10 protein-coding genes are annotated in these 18,827 nt (G+C 52.3%); 2 read left to right on the top strand and 8 right to left on the bottom strand.

Annotated features, from left to right (window positions below):
• Positions 1-23 precede the first annotated feature (23 nt).
• The 4 genes from DQG23_RS22905 to DQG23_RS22885 form a co-directional block, all read right to left on the bottom strand.
• Positions 24-1,622, bottom strand: a complete 1,599-nt coding sequence (locus DQG23_RS22905; RefSeq protein ID WP_113033210.1) for a type 2 periplasmic-binding domain-containing protein — start codon at positions 1,620-1,622, stop codon at positions 24-26.
• Positions 1,623-2,099: 477 nt separating this feature from the next.
• Positions 2,100-2,231, bottom strand: coding sequence for a helix-turn-helix transcriptional regulator (locus tag DQG23_RS42610; protein WP_113033209.1), 132 nt, complete (start codon positions 2,229-2,231; stop codon positions 2,100-2,102).
• A complete protein-coding gene (locus tag DQG23_RS22895; protein ID WP_158560654.1) occupies positions 2,228-4,510 on the bottom strand; it encodes a helix-turn-helix domain-containing protein in 2,283 nt (760 codons plus the stop codon). The genes DQG23_RS42610 and DQG23_RS22895 overlap by 4 nt, the downstream gene beginning before the upstream one ends.
• Positions 4,511-5,184: 674 nt before the next feature.
• Complete coding sequence (locus tag DQG23_RS22885; protein ID WP_113033206.1) at positions 5,185-6,258, bottom strand: Gfo/Idh/MocA family protein; 1,074 nt, start codon at positions 6,256-6,258, stop codon at positions 5,185-5,187.
• A 125-nt stretch (positions 6,259-6,383) separates the two neighbouring features.
• On the opposite strand from DQG23_RS22885, the gene DQG23_RS22880 reads away from it, so the two are divergent.
• Positions 6,384-7,277, top strand: coding sequence for an AraC family transcriptional regulator (locus DQG23_RS22880; RefSeq protein WP_113033205.1), 894 nt, complete (start codon positions 6,384-6,386; stop codon positions 7,275-7,277).
• A gap of 275 nt (positions 7,278-7,552) precedes the next feature.
• Positions 7,553-8,662, top strand: a complete 1,110-nt coding sequence (locus tag DQG23_RS22875; RefSeq protein WP_113033204.1) for an SGNH/GDSL hydrolase family protein — start codon at positions 7,553-7,555, stop codon at positions 8,660-8,662.
• 90 nt (positions 8,663-8,752) lie between these two features.
• Here the strand turns inward: DQG23_RS22875 and DQG23_RS22870 are convergent, their stop codons facing one another.
• From DQG23_RS22870 to DQG23_RS22850, 4 genes are all read right to left on the bottom strand, one after another.
• Positions 8,753-11,245: a glycosyltransferase gene (locus DQG23_RS22870; RefSeq protein WP_158560653.1), complete on the bottom strand. Its 2,493-nt coding sequence runs from the start codon at positions 11,243-11,245 to the stop codon at positions 8,753-8,755.
• A gap of 466 nt (positions 11,246-11,711) precedes the next feature.
• Positions 11,712-14,465, bottom strand: a complete 2,754-nt coding sequence (locus tag DQG23_RS22860) for an alpha-L-rhamnosidase (RefSeq protein ID WP_113033201.1) — start codon at positions 14,463-14,465, stop codon at positions 11,712-11,714.
• A 157-nt stretch (positions 14,466-14,622) separates the two neighbouring features.
• Complete coding sequence (locus DQG23_RS22855) at positions 14,623-15,489, bottom strand: sugar phosphate isomerase/epimerase family protein (protein WP_337589408.1); 867 nt, start codon at positions 15,487-15,489, stop codon at positions 14,623-14,625.
• A complete protein-coding gene (locus DQG23_RS22850; protein WP_113033200.1) occupies positions 15,470-18,814 on the bottom strand; it encodes a carbohydrate binding domain-containing protein in 3,345 nt (1,114 codons plus the stop codon). Before DQG23_RS22850 ends, DQG23_RS22855 begins: the two co-directional genes overlap by 20 nt.
• Between the last annotated feature and the right edge of the window lie 13 nt (positions 18,815-18,827).

Below are 18,827 nucleotides of genomic sequence, written 5' to 3'. Positions count from 1 at the left end.
GCCGTTGTTACATTAGATCGTTGTTACTTGATCGCGCCGACCGCCCTCAAGCTTTTTTCGTACGACTCAAACAGCTCGTTGCCTTTGTACTTGGTCATCAGCTCTTCACGGTATTGCGGCCAATTTTTACCCGATTTATCTTCGAGCAGCGCCTTCGTTTGCAGCTCCGCCTGCCGTTTGCGGAAGCCGGCCAAGTCGAAGCCTTGCGGCGGAATAAGGGAAGTTCCTTCGTTCTCGTTCAATTTGATCGTTGTAAAATATTTCGTGATTTCCCTGTCGTGATCCGTCATTCTTGAATCAAGCACGGTGAGGCCGAAAATTTGCGGCGCCTCGAAAGGCGTGAAAAATTGCCATATTTTCAGAAAGTCGCCCTGCTTCGCAATATCGTTCGTATAAGCGTCGACGTTCAGCTTGATCGTTTGGCCTTCCTTGACGTAATGCTTTCCTTCTTCGCCGTAGTGAGTCAGCAAATAACCTTCCTCGCTCGCAAGCCAGTCCAATATCTCGATCGAGCGCTTGACCTTCTCCGGATTTTTCTCGGCGACGGTTTTGGCAAACAGGAACGGGTTCGCAGGACTCGGCTTAACGGCCGCCGGCGTGTCCGGAAACAGATTAAGCGGCACCCAGTTCGCATTCGGGAAAAGCTGCTTCGTGCGAGCTTGAATGCTCTGCGGATTGCTGTCGAACGCAAAATCCTTCGTCGCTCCCAGCACGACGCCGGCTTTGCCGGAAATCGCTTTCTCGACATGCTGCGGAGCTTTGTTCAAATACCAGTCCGGATCGACCAAATCCTCCTGGATCAGCTTGGCGACATCGTTGATGACAAATTCGATCTTGGGGTCCGTCTGAATATCGACAAAACGGTCGTTTTCGATTTTACGCGGGAACGTCAAGCCATGCTTCAAATATTCCGGCCAATCCAGGCCGATGGAGCCGCCGGCTCCCGCCGTCGTAAATCCGTACGTATCCTTCTTCCCGTTGCCGTCCGGATCGCCGTTGCGGAATTTCCGCAGCGTTTCGACATACTCGTCATACGTTTTGGGTACGGGCAATCCGAGCTTATCCAGCCAGTCTTTGCGAATATATAACGAGCGGAAAATACTGCGGTCAAACGGCACCGGCGCACGGTAAAAATTATTTTGCACCTGGTACAGCTTCATTTCCTTCTCGGTCGTCCAGTATTTAAAGTAATTCGGCATCGTTTGCGGTGAAACGAAAGGCGTCATATCGGCCAGCAAGCCGCTCACCGCGTATTGGTTGCCCCCGTCCGGCGTTCCGTCCTTCCACATGTCCGGCGGCGTCGAAGCGAGCAGCGCATTCGTTTTATTGATGTAATCCTGCCCGGAGATCATGTAATCCAGCTTCAATTCTACGTTGAATTTCTCTTCGATTTTCTTCTTGACGAAATCTTTGCCGGCTTCCGGTAAATTGGTGTTCGCCTGTACATGAACCAGCCAGTTTAGCGACAGCTTCTCTTTTTGCGGCTTGACGTCCGCGCTTGGACTTTGGCTCGCCCCGCCTGTTTGCTTGGCCGGAGTATCCGTTTCTTTCTCCTTGCTGCACGCCGTAAGAACGAGCGCAAGCGACAAAAGCGCGGCCGATCCGATTTTGATCGATTTCATAGTAGCGTTTCCCCCTCTTGATTCGTTTGGTCATCGGTAACGCTTTCATCTTTGCACGGGCTGCGTTTCAAGACAATTTTCATTTCTTAACCGCGTAACCGCGCGGGTTTTTGGAGATGATGCAAACAAAGGAAAGCGGATGGGAATAAAGGAAAGTCTGAGGGAATAAAGGAAGGGATAAAAATGAATGATTTGCAAAATTCCAGGTAATGGGGGTATCTGCCTTCAGCCACTCTTGAAATCGAGAATTATAATTAAAATTTGCGGTAAATTCTCGATTTCAAAGGCGGCACGTAAACTTTTCAGCACATACCCCCACTCCCTTCCATACGCAATCCACACTATCCAACCTTTTTTCACAGAAAAGGGCAGCTACAAAATAAAAAGCTATCAATTATCTCGATAGCCGATTTAACTTCCAGACTGACTCTGTCCTCTATATTCGCTTACGATTACACCTGTGAATTGCTTAAATTATTAGAACCCGTTCAGATCGCTGTATCCTACTTCCAATGCGATCTCGTACACTTTCTTATCCTTGCCCGCCGGCAGGATCTTCGCTCTTTCCATGCGAACCATTAACAAATATTCGTTGAAGGCAACTGTCAATTCACGCCGTCCTCGCCTCGCTGCTGTTTCCGGTAATTGCCCGGCGGCATGCCGGTTACCTGCTTGAATATACGGGTAAAATTCGGGACGGAAGCATATCGAAGCCGGTCCGTTATTTCCTTGATCGACATTTCCGTGTGAACGAGCCATTCCTTGGCTTTGTCCATGCGGAATTGAATGACATAATCCATATAATTGCTCCCCATTTCCTCCTTGAACATCCGGCTCAGCATCGACGGCGACACGCGCACATGATCGGCCAATATTTGCAGAGACAAATCCGATTCGTCATGCTCACGGATATACTGCAGCACCTCGGCGACAACTTTCTTTTGTCTGGACAAGCTTTGGGTCTGCACATGCTGCTGAACCGATGCGAAAACGGTGCCGGCGATCCATTCCCTCACTTCCTCTAACGACGAAAAGGTATACAACTGCTCCAGGACATCGTATTCGAACATATCGTTCAGCTCATAGCCCTGCTCCTGCAAAAAATGATCGAGCTCGCCGATCAAGTAAGCAAAAAGGCCGAGCAGCGCCTCGGAATGCTGCAGGGTACGGGGCAAATCTCCGGTCATTTGCTCAAGCTGCTCCCTTGCCAGCCCGAACTCCCCTTGCTTTACGCTGGCGACAAGGGCATTTTTCCATTTGACAAGCACACGGCTGGATTGACGCAGAGACGGTTCCAGTTGGTCCGTTGTAATCGTTTTGTTCGGACCGGTCACCCAGCCATAATCCAGCAGAGCGATCGCTTCTTCGTACGAATCGCAAATGCCTGAATAGTCCTCACGGACATTGCTGATCGCAACGGATACGGTAAAAGCGAAATGCTCGGACACCCGCTCCCTTATTTCCCGGCAGACAAGCGCGATAGCTCTCGCCGTTTCTTCATTCGGCGCTTCCAGCCCGATCACCGCGGCGATTTGTCCCGGCTTCGGCGTCACAGTCGCATAAGAAACGAACGGCTGGCAAAGCTCCTCGATCATGTTGCGCAGCGCGTACATCATAAGGAAACGGTCTTTCTCCTTATACTTTTGCTGGAAAGAAGCGAATTGATCGATATCGACGAGACAAACGCAGAACCATCCGCCCCGCAGAGGCAGCTTGAGTTCTTCCACGAACGCTCCGCTTTCCTTATCGGACAGCTCCCCTCTCAGCATTTGCATGAGAACGCTCTCTTTACGGAACGCCTCCTGCTCGCTGATCCGCGACTGCAGCTTCTCATTCGCCGCCATAACCCGGTTCATAAACGAATCGATCGCCTGCAAATCGTCGCGATCACCGCTGTTCTCGGGAGAAAACTTGCCGATCAGCCGTTGTATGGGAACATACAAGCGGCGGGAAGCGACGAACGCCAGAACAAGCCATACAAGCGCCAATAGCAGCATAATGCCTGTCGTGACCGCGCGAATCCGCTCCGACTTGCGGGTAAGCTCGGCGGTCGGCGTCATAGCGATATATGTCCATTGATTCATAGACGACTTAATGGAAGACACGCTATAATTCGTCTTTGCCAATTCGATTTCGCCGTGCATCGCCGGATTGTCCCAAAACGGAAAAAGCGGAGAAGCCGAATCGAGCTTGCTGCCGATCTCATTCGGTTCCTTGCTCATGACGACTTTCCCCAAGCTATCGACAATCATCACCCTGCGTTCGCCGCCCAGCTCGAATTGGTCGATAAACCGTTTAAGCCGATTGATGTCCAAATGGAGAAACAAATACCCTTGCGGCTGCACCGCATGCAGCGGCACCATGCGGGCGATTAGCAGCTCCGGATTCGTCCTGCCTTCCGCCGGCGTAAAAACGGTCGTCTGATTGAAGAACGCCTTCGCCTGCTTGACGTATCCGTCATAGGGCGGCGCCAGCTCGCGCACCATGCCGAGCCGGGAAGAGTACATTTCCCCCGTTTGCGCGTAAACGAGCGTCACCTCGAATTCGGCGTCGGTCATCGTAATTACTTTTTGTACGGTATCCATCATATAAAGCGTCGTCTGCAGCAGATCGGGAGACGCCCCTTCGCTGATCGATTTTTGCACGTACTGGTCGTTGGCAAGCAGCAGCGAAGCTCGATCCAGGCTGCGGATATAATCGTCAACCTGAACCTCCAGCTGCTTCAATATATGGTTATGATTGCGGTCGACTTCTTCCTGTATGCTTCCCGTCGCAATAGAGGACGAAATCAAACCCAGAATCAAGACGGGAACAAGGCTGAGTATCACCGAATAAACGAACAGCTTTCGTTTATACGGCATTGTAAAGAACGATCCCTTGCTTTTCATTCCGCTCCCCTCCCTCCGGCACTTTGAATCCGCTTCCACAAAGAACTTTACGTCTAGCCATTGGACGAAAAACAAAAAAGCGGAAAGTTTTCTGCTTTTTTTCGCCTGGCTTGTCAAAGCAATTAATGGGATCCATCCGTTCCTGCCGAACCGATTTTCCCGTTCTTTCATCATGGCACGGCCGGGCCCTTCACGGCAATATTCATTTTTTAACTGCGCAGCCGAGCGGCTTACGGGGGCTTTGCAAAAAAAGGAAAGCAAACGTAAATAAAGGAAAGACCGCCGGGACCTTCCGGCAGAGCTTTCCTTCGATCAGTTTGCAGCGTTCCGGTTCAACTCCGATCCATCCCCGCTTGTCGCTTGCATGCGCCGCAGTCCGACTTTGCCCGCTTGGAATCGAGTACGGCTTCCTTTCCTCGCTTGTAGTCCGAAATCGCCTGCTTGCAGCGGGTAATTTGTTCGGCACACCGGTGAATCCGCTCTCCAAGCCGGCAAAGTCGGACTCCAGCGTAAGGCGAACCTCGATTCCTTGCTGCAAGCGGGCGATTTCGGACTCCAGCCTACAGGGGGACCTTCAAAGGCAGCATAAGGATCGAACGGCTTTCCCGTCCTTTAACGGACTAAATGTTAAAAAAAGCGGAGCAATCTCCGCTTTTTTTGAATGTCTGTATTTTTTATCCGACCGTTCCTGCAGGAACGCTCTTCCAGTCGTCCTCCAGCCCGAGACCGCTAAGATCGGCGATCGTGCCGTTAAGCTCCGCCTCATACAGTCTCCAGATGACGCGCAGACCCTGCAAGCTGGACGGGCCGTCCGTCATCGGCGTCGCTCCGGTACGGATGCAATCGAGGAAATGCGCAATTTCATACTGCGTGTTTTTGCCGTTCTGCGGCGCTTCGAAAATAACATTATTATTCGATCCCGTATCCAAATTCGCCTTCTCGGGATTCATCCCGGTATGCGCATACAGCTTCCAGTCGCTAATATCCAACTCAAGCATGCCCTCTGTGCAGTGAACATGAATGCTGTATCTGAGCCGCGAGCCGCGAGCCCCCCACGTTCCGAAATGGTAGCCAAGCACACCGTTCTCGAATTCGATCGTAACGTTGCTTGTCCCTTCCTTTTCCAGCCACGGCGTGCCGTTTCTCGTGCCGATATGCGTGCCGCGAACCGGCTTGCCGAGCATCCAGAGCATCAGGTCGACATAATGGCAGCCGTGGCTGAAAAATTGCCCGCCGCCAAGCCTTGCCGCGCTGTGCGCCCAGTGACCGTCCTCATACTTCGTAAACTGCTCCGTCCAGATCGACATCTGGAATACATCGCCGTACGTCTTCGCGTCAAGCAGTTCCTTGAGTTTGACAACGAGCGGCCAGAAGCGCACGGGATAAGCGGTCATCAATACTTTGCCTTCCCGCTCGGACGTTTCGATCAGGTCGATAACTTCTTTTTCGCTATTGGCCATCGGCTTTTCCATCAGCACATGTTTTCCGGCCTTCAGGCAGGTCATTCCTACTTCGTAATGCAGATCATGCGGCAGAACGACCAGCACCGCATCGACAACGTCCAGCAAATCGCGGTAATCCGTTACAACGAGGTCGCAACCGAGCAGCTTCGCCGCACGCTCCGCGCGCTCCGGAATGATGTCGCAAACCGCCGTTACCTGCATCTGGTCTTTCAATTCCTCATAGCCGCTAAAATGCGAACCCGCCATGCCCCCACACCCGATAATCCCTAATCTAATTTTCGTCATCCTGTTCAACCTCTCCTTCTCTTTTCATCATCGCTTCCTTGCCTTTATAATAGTGGGTGAAGCCGGTTTATGGCTTTATCCTGAAAGTCGAACTTTTTGCACGAACGGACGGTGGCGCAAACCGCATGACCTATGATCGATTTCATCTGCAGCAGGAGCTGGTTATTGACGAAATTTACACCTTCTTCTTCTACGAGCTGCGCAAAAACTACTATTTCGAAGGCGAAAAGCATGATTTTTGGGAGTTTCTGTACGTAGATAAAGGCGAGATCGAAATCACGACCGATCATCACGCTTTCGAGATGAAGCAGGGAGATATGGTTTTCTACAGTCCTAACGAATTTCACAGCTGCCGCGCCAGCTCGAAATACGCGCCCAATGTCATCATCATCTCGTTTGAATGCGGGTCCCCGGCCATGTCTTTTTTTGCGGGCAAGCAGTTTCGGCTGGAGGATGACGAACGGGCGATTTTGACCCGGCTCGTTAAAGAAGCGTACGACGCGTTCGATCCTCCCATCAATGCATGGAAGCGCTCCCGTTTGTTGGGGCGAAAGGAAGGAGCGCCTTTCGGAAGCGAGCAGCTGATCAAAAATTATTTGGAAATTTTGCTGATCGGGATGGTTCGGCGCGGACAATCCGTCGACAGATTCAGCCCGAAGCTTTCCTCGCTGGTGCAAGAAACGAACCGGCAAGATTTGGTCCAGCAGATTATCGCTTACATGAACGAACATATCGGCGACAGCTTGACGCTGGACAGCCTGTGCACCATGTTTCAAACCGGCAAAACGCAGCTCAAAACATGCTTTAAAGCCGGAACGGGACACGGTATCATTGAATATTTTCAGCGTTTGAAAATCGATAAAGCCAAAATGATGATTCGCGAAGGGACCAGCAATTTCACGGAAATCGCCGATATGCTCGGCTATAGCAGCATCCACTATTTCTCGCGTCATTTCAAGAAAGCTACCGGGACGACGCCTTCCGAATACGCCCGTACCGTAGGCGCGCGGATCGGCTAGTCGCAGGAAACCGCCGCGGCATTCCGCCTATTTCGCAGAATAGCTCGGGTACGATTTAATATATATCGGAAATAGATTATTCGGCACTAAGTTATCGGCTAAAATCAATTGACAGCGAAGCGGATCTAAGGCAAACTTTTCCTTAAAGACAAGGATAAACGCCTATCGGCGTCTTATAACGCCCCGCGTTTACCGTTGAAATATAAGAACTTAGCAAGCGATCCGTAAATTCTTATATTTTCAACCAAATTACTTTAATTAGGAGATGAACTTACTTGTCCGAGCAAACGAAAAAGATCGATGTGATTAACCTCGACCGGAATATGACCGTCGAGAATGTCGAAGACAAGTCGCTGCGGTGGCTGTCGCCTTTCGAGCAGCCGTTCCAAATCGCCGGTTTCCCTTGGATCGCCAAGGAAGGCAAGTATCGTCGTCTCCCCGTCGCTCCGGCCGACGCTCTGCCTTCGGCAGTCGACTCGCTGGCGGATTGCACCGCAGGTGGAGAAATCCGCTTCCGGACGAACTCCTCCAAACTGACGATCAAGGTTAAACTGATGGGACCGGGAAACATGTATCATATGCCTGCCACCGGGCAGTGCGGGTTCGACTGTTACCTCGGCGAGCCCGGAAACGAGCAATTCTGGGGAACGGCACGCTTCGACCATACGAAGGACGAGTATGAAGCGCCGTTTTATGACTGGCAAACGAAACGCGATTTTTGCGTCACCCTTTACTTCCCTCTATATCAAGGCGTCGAAGAAGTTTGGATCGGCGTCGACCAGGATGCCGAGCTGAGCGCAGCTCCCGCCTTGGCCAGCGCCAAGCCGGTCGTGCTTTACGGCACGTCGATCCTGCAGGGCGGATGCGCCTCCCGTCCGGGTATGGCTTATCCGGCCGTATTGAGCCGTTCCATCCCGCTCGAATTCGTCAATCTCGGCTTCTCCGGCAATGGCAAGGGCGAACCTGAGGTCGCCCGGACGATCGCCGAAATCGCCGATCCTGCCCTGTTCGTGCTCGACTATGAAGCGAATGTATCCTCCGTCGAGCTGATGGCGTCAACATTGCCTGAATTCATCCGGATATTGCGGGAAAGCCATCCGACAGTACCGATTTTGGTCGTGTCCAAAATCCGCTTTGCGAAGGAACGCTTCGATAACAACATGCTGGCCATGCATGAAGGTCGTAAGCGGGCGCAGCAGGAAACCGTCGAACGGTTCAGGCAGGAAGGCGACCTCAACGTTCATTTTTATGACGGCTCCGACCTGCTGGGCGACGACTTCAGCGACTGCACCGTCGACGGCGTCCATCCGACCGATCTGGGCTTCCTGCGAATGGGGCAATCGCTTGAACCGACGATCAGAGAGCTTGTCAAATCGCTGCTGTAGCCAACAAAGAAGATAGATGTTCTTATTCGTCCATACAAAAAAATGGTTGAGCGGCATATGATGCCTGCTCGACCATTTTTCGAAGTATTTTCATAAAACAAAGGGTAAAGCCGCGGCTTTGGCGGAAGGCGTCCGCAGCTGGTCGAGCTTTCGGGAACTACCATCCCGTATGGCTTCTAAGGTGACTGCTTGCGATTTGAACGGCTCCGGAACATCCGCAGCCTTGCGGTGGATAACCAGATCGAACGCGCATTTGCCGAACAAATCGATCCGATTCGTCATGTACAAGGATGGGCCGATCTTGCGGATCCCGATCAGCGGCACTCCATGATACGTCTGCACATACGCGATAACGAGCTGCTTTCCGTTCACCGCCATCGACTCGGTTACGGCTTGCCAATGACTCGTCTCCGGCGTCCAATCCGTTTCGCCGATTACGAGAACGCTTTTTCGGCCTGTCGCTCGAACGGCTTCCGCAATCGAATCGGGATCGTCTTTTTGCTGAAAAATCGAGTCCGGCGGCGGCGGCAAAACCCAATCCGTATTCCATTTTTGCTCAAAATATCGCTTATTTCGCTTCCACAGCTCCTTATACTGCTCCTGATCCATGTTCCGGAAGCTTGCGCTGCCGTGATGAAAGACGAATGCGTCCTCGATGATGGCAAGCCGGTAGCCTGCCTGCTTGACTCGCTTGCAGTAGTCGTCATCCTCGAACATGCTGATGCCGTACCCTTTATCGAGCTCCCCTACTTTCAGGTACGTCGCCTTCCTCATCGCCACGCAGAAGAAGCCTAGCATTTCCGTGAAGCGTACGCCGCCCCTGTAGTAACGATAAAAATCCCTCAGCCAAGCTTCGTCGGCACCGATTATGCTGTTGCCGCAAAAAAAATCGAGCGCCTGATCGTTGCCCACATGATTCGACATCGGACCGACAAGCCCGATCTCGAAATTCTCCTTTAACGGCTTGATCAACCGGGGAAGCCATCCGCAAGGCACAAGCGTATCGTTGTTCAACAGAACGAGGTACTCTCCAGAGGCCGCCTTGCAGCCTATTTCATTGCCTCCGGAAAAACCGGCATTGCTGTCGCAAGCAACGGTTCTGATTCTCGGATGCCGCATCGCAGCCAGTCCGCTTTCCGTTTCGTCCGTCGATCCGTTGTTGACGACGATGATTTCATAATTCGGATAGTTCGTATTGCACAGCAGACTTTCGAGGCACGCACTAGTCATCGCCCAGCGGTTGAAAGCGACGATCACGATACTCACCTTCGGAAACAAATAAGCTTCAACGGCAGCGTGAAAACTCAAATACCGGTCTTTCCAAGAGTGCGCTGCGGCAAACCGTTTCCTTCTCATCGCCTCCAGCTCGTTATGCTCCGCCATAACTTGCCGGATGTCTTTCTCAAACTGCTCCGGTTCGTCAGCAATTCGTACCAGCTTATTTCCCAGCAGCTCCAGCTCAGGCAGTCTGGCAGCTACGACTGGCTTGCCTGCAGCCAAATACTCGTATACCTTCACGGGGTTCGTCGCCATTGTCAAATTGTTGATCAGAAACGGAATCAAACAGACGTCAAAGCCGTGGAGGTAACCCGGTAGCTCGGCATAAGGCAATTCTCCGAGGAGGAACACATTGCTGCGTTTCTCTACCTTCGACGTATCGCACCCGAACGTATGCCCGATCAAAACAAACGTCCATCCCGGATTCCGCTCGGCCAAAAAATCGATCAGATCGATGTCGAACCAGTCGGAAATCGCTCCGGAATACCCGATTACGGGACCCGTCATCGAGGCAAGCTCGGGAGCCAGCCTTTTGCGGGTGTTATGAAACCGGTCAAACTCGACTCCGTTGCGTATCAGAACGGTTTTATCATTTCGCTGAACGGCGAAATCGTAAAGCTTCTGCGAAGACACGACCACCATATCGGCGTTATCGAGCAAATCCATTTCCGCTTCCAGCATATCCGGAGAATTCGTGGAGAAGTCTGTATGATCGTCCATGCAATCGTATACGATACTGCCTCTCCCGACTGCCTGAACGAGCGGAGCCCAAAAAGAAAGATCGACGATCGAAACCGATTGCCTGATATCGAAAACCTTCATGACATGCTCAATCGACCATATCATATACCTCAGATCCGTCGGGTCGTTCAGCGTATCGCAGTAAACGTTCAACCGCTTGTTCGCGCAAAGCTTTACCTGCCATACGTTCGGCTCGATCTCGCTGAAGCTCACCCGCTCGGATACGTCCTCTCGCGCCGCTTCATCATTTTGGATCGCAGTGAAGTCTAAGGAGAAATAAAAAACGCGGTGCCCATGCTCCGCAAATTGCGCGGCTATCTGCTGAGGGCGCTGTCTTCCGAATGCCCATTCGATAACGGGAAAACGCAGAACGTCGTAAGCTGGAGCGCGGTCTTCGCCGGTATCCGGCAGCTCGCAGACTTCATCTTTCGGCGGCGCCGCGAAGCGGGGGGTACGCTTCGTCGCGATCCTTTTCCTCCGTTTGAGAGGACGGCTTCTCTTCGAGCGGCGAAGCCTTCTCGCACTTTTGGATTTATGAATGCGCGCGCTGCGTTTTCGCTTCATCTTCCGTCCGGCGGCCTTTCTCGCAACCTTTTCCAGCGTGTAACACCTCTTTCCTCTTATCTGGCGAAAAACTCTTTTAGCAGTATATTCCCCCATGGATAAGCGGTATGGTTAGATGACGCATGCCGACGGATTTTTAGGGAAATGGGAATTTGCCCGTTTCGGCTCGGGAGGCGGGAAGAATAAAGCTTCTAAACACCCCAAGGCTCGGCAATGCCGGCGCAAGAAATGCGGGAGCCGAAGCCAGTGCAGGCCGTTATCATGCCAAATAACGCCTCCATTCCCATTGGAGGCGTTATTTGGCATGATCGAGCAACTATTCATTCCATAATCCCTCATTGCAATTCAAAACGGAATGCCGAATTTCTTCATGAACCAGTCGTCGTCGTATTTGCGTCGCAATTGCTGCCTCCGACCGCACGAATGCCGGCGTGGTAACCACCGGTCCGCCACCTGACGTATGACGTCACGCCGGACGGCATTCGAACGCATAGCTGCCGGAACGGATCTGCAGGACGACGTATGCTCCCGCACCGTGCGCATCACCCGGCTCGCGGTGCTTCGCTGCATGACTGCGGTCGCCCGACTTCCCGGAGCTTGAAGCATTGCCGCCTGTTATTCCAGCAACGGACGCGCGGAACGCTCCATCCGCCCATACCAGACTGCCGGACTCCCAAATCTCGATACTGCCGGCATCTTCCGCAGGAATCCATACGGACGCTTCCGTTCCGACGGGGATGTCCACGTTCAGTTGCAGTCCCCTGCTTTCAGCCGACTTTTGCCAGCCTGCGCTTACCTTCCCTCTCGGGGTCATCATTTGGCCAGCGGCATGATCGAGGTCACCCGGCACGTAAGGATTGATGCGGATACGTTCCCAGCCGGTTTCCTCCATTTGGATGCCGGCTATGTACTCGACCATCATCCTCGCCGGGTATGCGTTCCAAGCATGGCAATGGGATTCGATATCCCGGAAGCCTTCCCAAATCGTGGGGGAGCCTTGAAGGATCATATAACCCCAGCTTGGAAAATCGGTCTTGGTCAACAGCCGGTAACCGTCCTCCTCGCGGCCGTTCTGAAACAGCACATGCAGCAGGTTGAGGGACAGCAGCGTTTTGGTCTCGAGTCCTTGGCCTGCGACCGTATCAAGCAGCTCTTGTCTGTCAGCCGACGGCGCGAAACCGTAGTGCAGAGCGACGGCATTCGTACCCTGATGGCTGCTCCCGGAGCCGTAGCTGTCGCGGAACCGCTTATGTTCCGTGTCGTACATGCTGTCGAGAATCGCTTTCGACAACTGCTCCGACCGGGCGGTCATCTGCTCCGCTTCCGATTCGTAGCCGAGAATGCCGGCCATCTCGGCCATCAGAGTCAAACCATGCGCAAGCTTCATGTTTTGTACGGTTAGAAATTCGCCGCTGTGATCGATTTCCGGATATGGGTGATCGCTGATATGCCAATCGCGCGGCTTTATGCCCCGGCTTTGCGGCACAAGCCCCAGTTTGAAATCCGTCCGGTCGAAGTAATGCACAAGCATCCTCTTGGCGGGCGCGTACAGCCGTTCGAGCGTTCTTTGGTCTCCCGTAAACCGATACAATTTCCAAAGGATAGTCGGAAAATGCAAATCCCACTCCGGTATCCGGATGTAGAAATCGGGATGCTCGTAATTGGACGGATAGACGAACGGAAACGTACCGTCCGCCAGCTGCCCGTCGGCAAAATCGGCCAGTACCTTTTCCACCGTTGAGGCGGACGAGAACTGGTACAACAGCAGCTCCGCCTGCAGGTCGGAATCGGCGAGATATTGCGCCTGCTCGCGATGCGGACAGTCTACGAGCTGGCCGAGGGCATTGTTTTTTTGCGTTTGGATACATGCGGCATACATATCGTTCAGCAGCGCGCTCGACGAATGAAATCCGCCTTCATAAGGAAGTGCGGTATGAGCAGACACAACGAGCACCTGCCCCGCTTCCAAAAGCTCCGGATATCCGGTCACCTCGACATAGCGGAATGCCTTATAAGACAAACTCGGCTCCCACGTCTCCTCTTCCGCTCCGCTCATCGTATACTCGTCATAATAAAACTCGGATTTTTCATTGCAAACGTTATGTTTCACGCAACCGTTTTCGTCCAAATCCTCGGAATAGCGCAGCCTGACCGTCGCCCCTCGAACTCCCTTGACAGACAGCCGCGGCCAGCCGGATACGATTTTGCCCGCATCGAACACTTGCCGTCCGGCCTCTTGCACCGGCATCGCAGTCGGAACGATCGTCTCCTCGACGGCCCCTTCGGGAATCGTCTGCCATTTCAACGGCCACCGCTGCTCTTCGATGGCAGCTGCCGTTACGGCTTGCTTGCACGCCCCTTCGTACCCGGCGGTCGTCCAGCTCGCATCCGACTTTCCGGCATCGAACGCTTCGATCGCGGAAATACGGCGGTTTTGCTGATAACGTGTCCCGATTTGATGCGGGATGTCGGCTAGCGTTTCCCAGGTATGATCCGTCTTGACGGTTTCCGACGTTCCGTCCGCATAATCGATATGCCCCTGCAAAAGAAACCCCGGCTCTCCGTTTACGTAGTTTTGCCCGTCTCCGCCGAGATAATGGACGACCGCCGCGATGCAGTTGTCGCCATTTTGAAGCAGCCCCGTAACGTCGTAGGCAAGATAATATTTCGTTTTGACAGGATTCGTCGGCGCCGGCGACCCGTAGCCCCCGACCCGCTGCCCGTTCACGAACAGCTGCAGGTAATGGTGTGCGGAAACGAACAGCTTGGCTAGTCCAGCTTCTTTATTCAACCGAATTTCTTTACGAAAATAGGCGAAATCATTGATCCTCGCATCATCCGGCTTCCAAATCCATTCCCCCTGCCAGTCGCCTGGGGACAGTCCCGCATCGAAATAATCGGAAGCGGATTCCGCCGAGCCTCCTTTGTTTTCCCAAACGATCACTTTCCACCAATACCGGGTATGCCCCTGCAAAGGCGGCCCTTCATAAATGACGCGCAGCGGATGACCTTCCACGCGCCCGCTGTCCCATACATTCCCTTCCCTTCGTTCCAGCCCGGCGGGATCGGTCGAAACCAATACCCGGTAAGCGGCTTGCTCCGTACCCCGCTCCTCGCTGCCGAGCCTCCATGTAAAAGCGATCGACCTGTCGTCGATGCCCATGGGCCGCTCATTATCGTTGACGCGTAATGAATGAATAATCAGCATGGAATGATTCAAGGATTGTGCACCCTTTCGTTATGTACATTTTTAGCGTTAATGGAGACTGGAACGATAGGATTAACGAAACGCTATTACTTATTATAACTTCAAGTTATTAGGATGCCATTATGTTTTGCGATAGATGGCCTGTAGGAAGTGTAAACGCCCGGCATCATCATACACTTTCCCATATTCGGCGAATATTGATTAGCCCTGCTCTCGTCCCGTATTCGCATTCCTCTTTGCCTTCAAACTCCAGCGATAGAAAACCGTTATAATCGGAAGCCTTAATCAGCCGCAGAACCTCCCACACGTCAATATCGCCTTGACCGAAAATCGCTCCTCGCAAATAATTTCCGTTAACCGTTTGAAACCAGCCTTCTCCCGGATTACGGTATGATGGTCTATAGTAAAAGTCTTTCAGGTGAATCATGGAGGCAATCGGCAAGTTTCTTTTCACGGCTGCAACGGGATCCTCATCCACACACCGGAAGTTTCCGACATCCAGTGTCGTTCTGAAATTGGCCCGGTCGACCTCATCAACGAGTGTTTGAATCCGTTCGCTATGCTGAATGTACATCCCATGGTTCTCAACGCTTGTCGTAATGCCGAAGTTGCGGGCATAATCGGCAATTTGCCGGCAGGCCTCCGTTAAGCACGGCAAATCCGCATAAAATTGCGTAAGCGTCGTTTCCTGAGCAGGCCTTGTTGCGACATCGTGACGCATCCGTGTAACACCCAGGGCAGCCGCAATATCTACATGCTTTTTCACCCGGGCAATTTCCGCTTCATACTGCCTCTCATCATCGCGGACAAAATTTGCCGCAATCGCGTAATTCGATAACAGAATGCCCAGCCGATCGGCCTTCGTGCGAATTTCCTCTATTAACGCGGGATCGTCATCCAGACTAAATCCGATCGGCACGATTTCCACATGCTCGCTCCCATGGTCTGCAGCCCATTCGAGCACGTCGATTATCGTCATTTTGCCCGTTCTGATTGCTTGACTTAAGCTGTATGAACTAATGCCGATTTTCAGCATTTGACTTCCCCTCCCGAACATCCAAATCATCGAACCAGGCGAGTCCGTTCGTATTCGTATCTACGCTCAAGTAGACTTGCAAATATTTCGCGGCTGCCTGGGGCGTGACCTCCAGCTCGTAAAACGTCCACTCGGCGTTTTGGTTAATCGTTTTCCAGGTGTAGCTGACTGAAGCTGTTTTGTCCTCCTTGATTTGCCTCAAACCGATCTGTACCAGACCCGTCGTCGATTCGTTCTTGACCCATCCCCGCAGCACATATTTCGCTCCGCCCTCAACAGGAATAAACCCCGAAGAATTGATAACGTTAAACGCATTGCCGCTGTCCGGCGTCAACGCGACGGCATACTGTCCGCTGTGCGCTTCACCGGCGCTCCAGCTCCCTTTCCGCATATTCCAACCGTCGGGCGTACCTCCGGCAGCCTGCTCAAAGCCCGGATTTTGAAGCAAATTATGGTCATAGCTGATCGATAACGGCACCGATTGGACATGATTTCCGTCCGCCCCGATCATAATGGACGGTGCATAATTGCCTTCCGCTGCGCCCGGCGGTAAATAGACCGAGCCGGTTACAGTCGTTTGACCGTTCCCAGGGAGCAAGAAAGGATCAGGAAGCTGCATGATGATACCGGAGGGTAACTGACCCGCTTCCAACGAAATTTGCATTTCTCTCGAAACGTTGTTTGCAATCGTTATCCCAAAAGGGAAGCTGCCTCCTTTGTTCGTTACAATCGCTTCAGGCTTGACTTCCGCACGAATCAAATTGATATACGGATAATAAACGGATCTCATTACCGTTACCGGAATCCCCTTGTAATCGTAATCAATTTTCACCGCTAATGGATAACGACCCTCTGCGGCAGTCGCAGCGATCTGGAACGGAAACACCTTTTCCGCCGTTTGACCGTTCTGCAGCAAGGATATCGAATCCACCGCCGGCTCCAAGGCAAAAGCTGCAGGGAATGCTAATGAAAGCCGCATATTGCTCATATTCTTTTGACCTTCATTTTGGAGGAAGACGGTCAGCTCGTTCGTTTGACTCTGTCCGATGATTTGATTTTCCGATAGGGTAACATCAATCAGCAGCTCGGAGCCGACGATCGGCATTACATTCCCTTTGATCCGTTCGAGTTCGGACAGCATCTCCTGTTTGAGCTCCTCATCGGTTTCATGCCCCGCCCTATTCGTCAAACGATCGACGATTCGTATCGTTCGGACTGCATCCTTGATCACATCGGCCATATTCGGTTGAGCCGTTTCCAGCTCGTTTCGAACGGCAGTCAGCTTTGTGCTAAGCCGCTGCACCTTTTTATTCCACTTCGGATTTTCGGAAAGTGCTTTTAAGATGGTTGCAGATTCAATCGCTTGCCCCACCATCGTTCGAAACGGAATGATCCGGTACAGCTGCGCTTGCTTCGGCCCTAACCGGAAATTCAAAACACCACCCTGCTCATCAAGAGACGATTGAGAATCGCCATACAACAATTCAGCGGTATATCCCGTTGCACCTATCGGCACCGTTACCTGACGTATTTCCCCGCTCGTATTAACCGCAGCGGCATACAAAATATCTCCATCCTTCCATAGGGTCCAGCGGCTGTCTTCCTCCTGGCCTTCCCCGATCCGTTCGGCGCTGGAAACAAGCCGGCCAAGCAATCCCAGCTCCTCCTTGAAACCGACCAAGCCGGACCATAATGCGGAATTCCGCAATTGAAAGGATTGCTCGTTGAACGAATAGTATGCCAACCCTTGTGCTCCGCTCAAGAGCGACTGATACGCCATATTTCGCACTTCATCAATCGTCGGCAAGTAAGGATGATTCTGATTATACATCGCTTGCAGTACGGTCCAAACCGGCTTGCTTTCCCCGGCAGCTTGTTTGCCAAGCACGGTATGCTCGCCAACCAAAGAAATCGGGTTATTGGGGAGCGGATAGGAATCCGTCGCAAAAATATCGGCTATTTTGGCCGTGGTATCATAGGCCCACAATAAAGGAGCTTCAACCATATAGATCGGATGCTTTTCGTCGATGGTGCGAATGATTCGGTAAGCGTCAATAAGCTCTTCTTTTGTCTTCCCGTTAAGCATAGGCTCATCCATGATCATCCATGCCAATACCGCAGGATGATCTTTGAACCTGGAGACGAATTGCTGCGTCGTCGCCGCATTTTCCTGCACTTGCATATTGTAATACAGCGGTACCATTACCTTTAGCCCGTTTTGCTGTGCGGTATCAAGCGCCGCTTGCTGCACATCGGCATTATTCGTCGCCACCCCCTGCACCGCATTTACCCCGGATTGAGCCAAATAAGGATAATCGCTCAGACCTGCATGATAAGCGGCCACCGGGAAGAACGGCGCTCCATTTACCGTAAGCGTACCGTCCTCTTGAAGCATCGTCGGCCGGTCAAATCGATAGATCGTCTCTTCGGCGGATTCCAGCAACACATTCGAGTCATCCGATAGCTTCACCTGTACGCGATAAGGCTCATTTTTGATCATCATGGAAGGATCGAAAACGAACGTCATCGGATAGGAAGCGTCGTCCATCGAATACGTAGCCATTGTGACGCCGGTTGATTCGCGATAAATACGTACTTCGGCTTGCTTGTTGAAAAGAGGGATCTCAGGGGAACGGAAGACGGCGCTGACATGGCCTTCCGTCACACCCGTATAGTAGATAAGCTCATCCGTCTTCAACTCGATCATTGGCATGTGCTGCTTCAGAACAAACGAAGCATCATCCAAATAAACGGTCCCGGTCCCATACAATCTCAAATATATTTTTACGTTCCCCGCTTCCGGCGGTGCGCTGACCTGCATGCTGATTTTTTGCCAGTCTCCCGTCAACACGTCATTTGCAATGGAAAGCGTCTTATCATACTCAGTCAAATGATTTGGCGAGCTGGTATCCTGCCCCCTATAGTACTCAAGCTTGAAGCCTACGCCGGCACCTTGCACCCCTACAGCTTTCAACCATGTAGATATTTCGTAGGTCGCGCCTTCTTCGTACGGTACGATCTGCATGATCCAAGGTTTTGTGTTTTGTGCCGTCTGGATCACAATGCCATTGGAGCCCGTATATGCCGCATCGTTGGATAGCGAGATTTCCGGATTTGTCCAACCGCCCGTCGCGTTCCAACGAATAGGCGCTCCGTCCTGGAGCTGCTCGAAGCCGCCGTTCGTCAGCAATTCGTCGCCGATATTCTGAGCGTCGGCTTGGGCGATTCCGATAACGTTCCACAATAGCAGTATGAAGAAACTGACTGTCACTAAAATACGAAGCGGGAAAGCTTGCGACTTCTTTTCACTGCTTGACTGTGACATGTTTCATCCTCCC

Origin of the sequence: Paenibacillus contaminans (assembly GCF_003285015.1) — a bacterium.
Classification (GTDB): Bacteria; Bacillota; Bacilli; order Paenibacillales; family NBRC-103111; genus Paenibacillus_V; species Paenibacillus_V contaminans.
Note: the sequence above shows the minus strand (reverse complement) of the source record. Positions and strands in the feature narration are given on the sequence as shown.

Coding starts and splice junctions, on each gene's coding strand:
- DQG23_RS22905 (WP_113033210.1), bottom strand. CDS start 1,622: ATGAAATCGATCAAAATCGGATCGGCCGCGCTTTTGTCGCTTGCGCTC.
- DQG23_RS22895 (WP_158560654.1), bottom strand. CDS start 4,510: ATGAAAAGCAAGGGATCGTTCTTTACAATGCCGTATAAACGAAAGCTG.
- DQG23_RS22885 (WP_113033206.1), bottom strand. CDS start 6,258: ATGACGAAAATTAGATTAGGGATTATCGGGTGTGGGGGCATGGCGGGT.
- DQG23_RS22880 (WP_113033205.1), top strand. CDS start 6,384: ATGACCTATGATCGATTTCATCTGCAGCAGGAGCTGGTTATTGACGAA.
- DQG23_RS22870 (WP_158560653.1), bottom strand. CDS start 11,245: ATGAAGCGAAAACGCAGCGCGCGCATTCATAAATCCAAAAGTGCGAGA.
- DQG23_RS22855 (WP_337589408.1), bottom strand. CDS start 15,489: ATGCTGAAAATCGGCATTAGTTCATACAGCTTAAGTCAAGCAATCAGA.
- DQG23_RS22850 (WP_113033200.1), bottom strand. CDS start 18,814: ATGTCACAGTCAAGCAGTGAAAAGAAGTCGCAAGCTTTCCCGCTTCGT.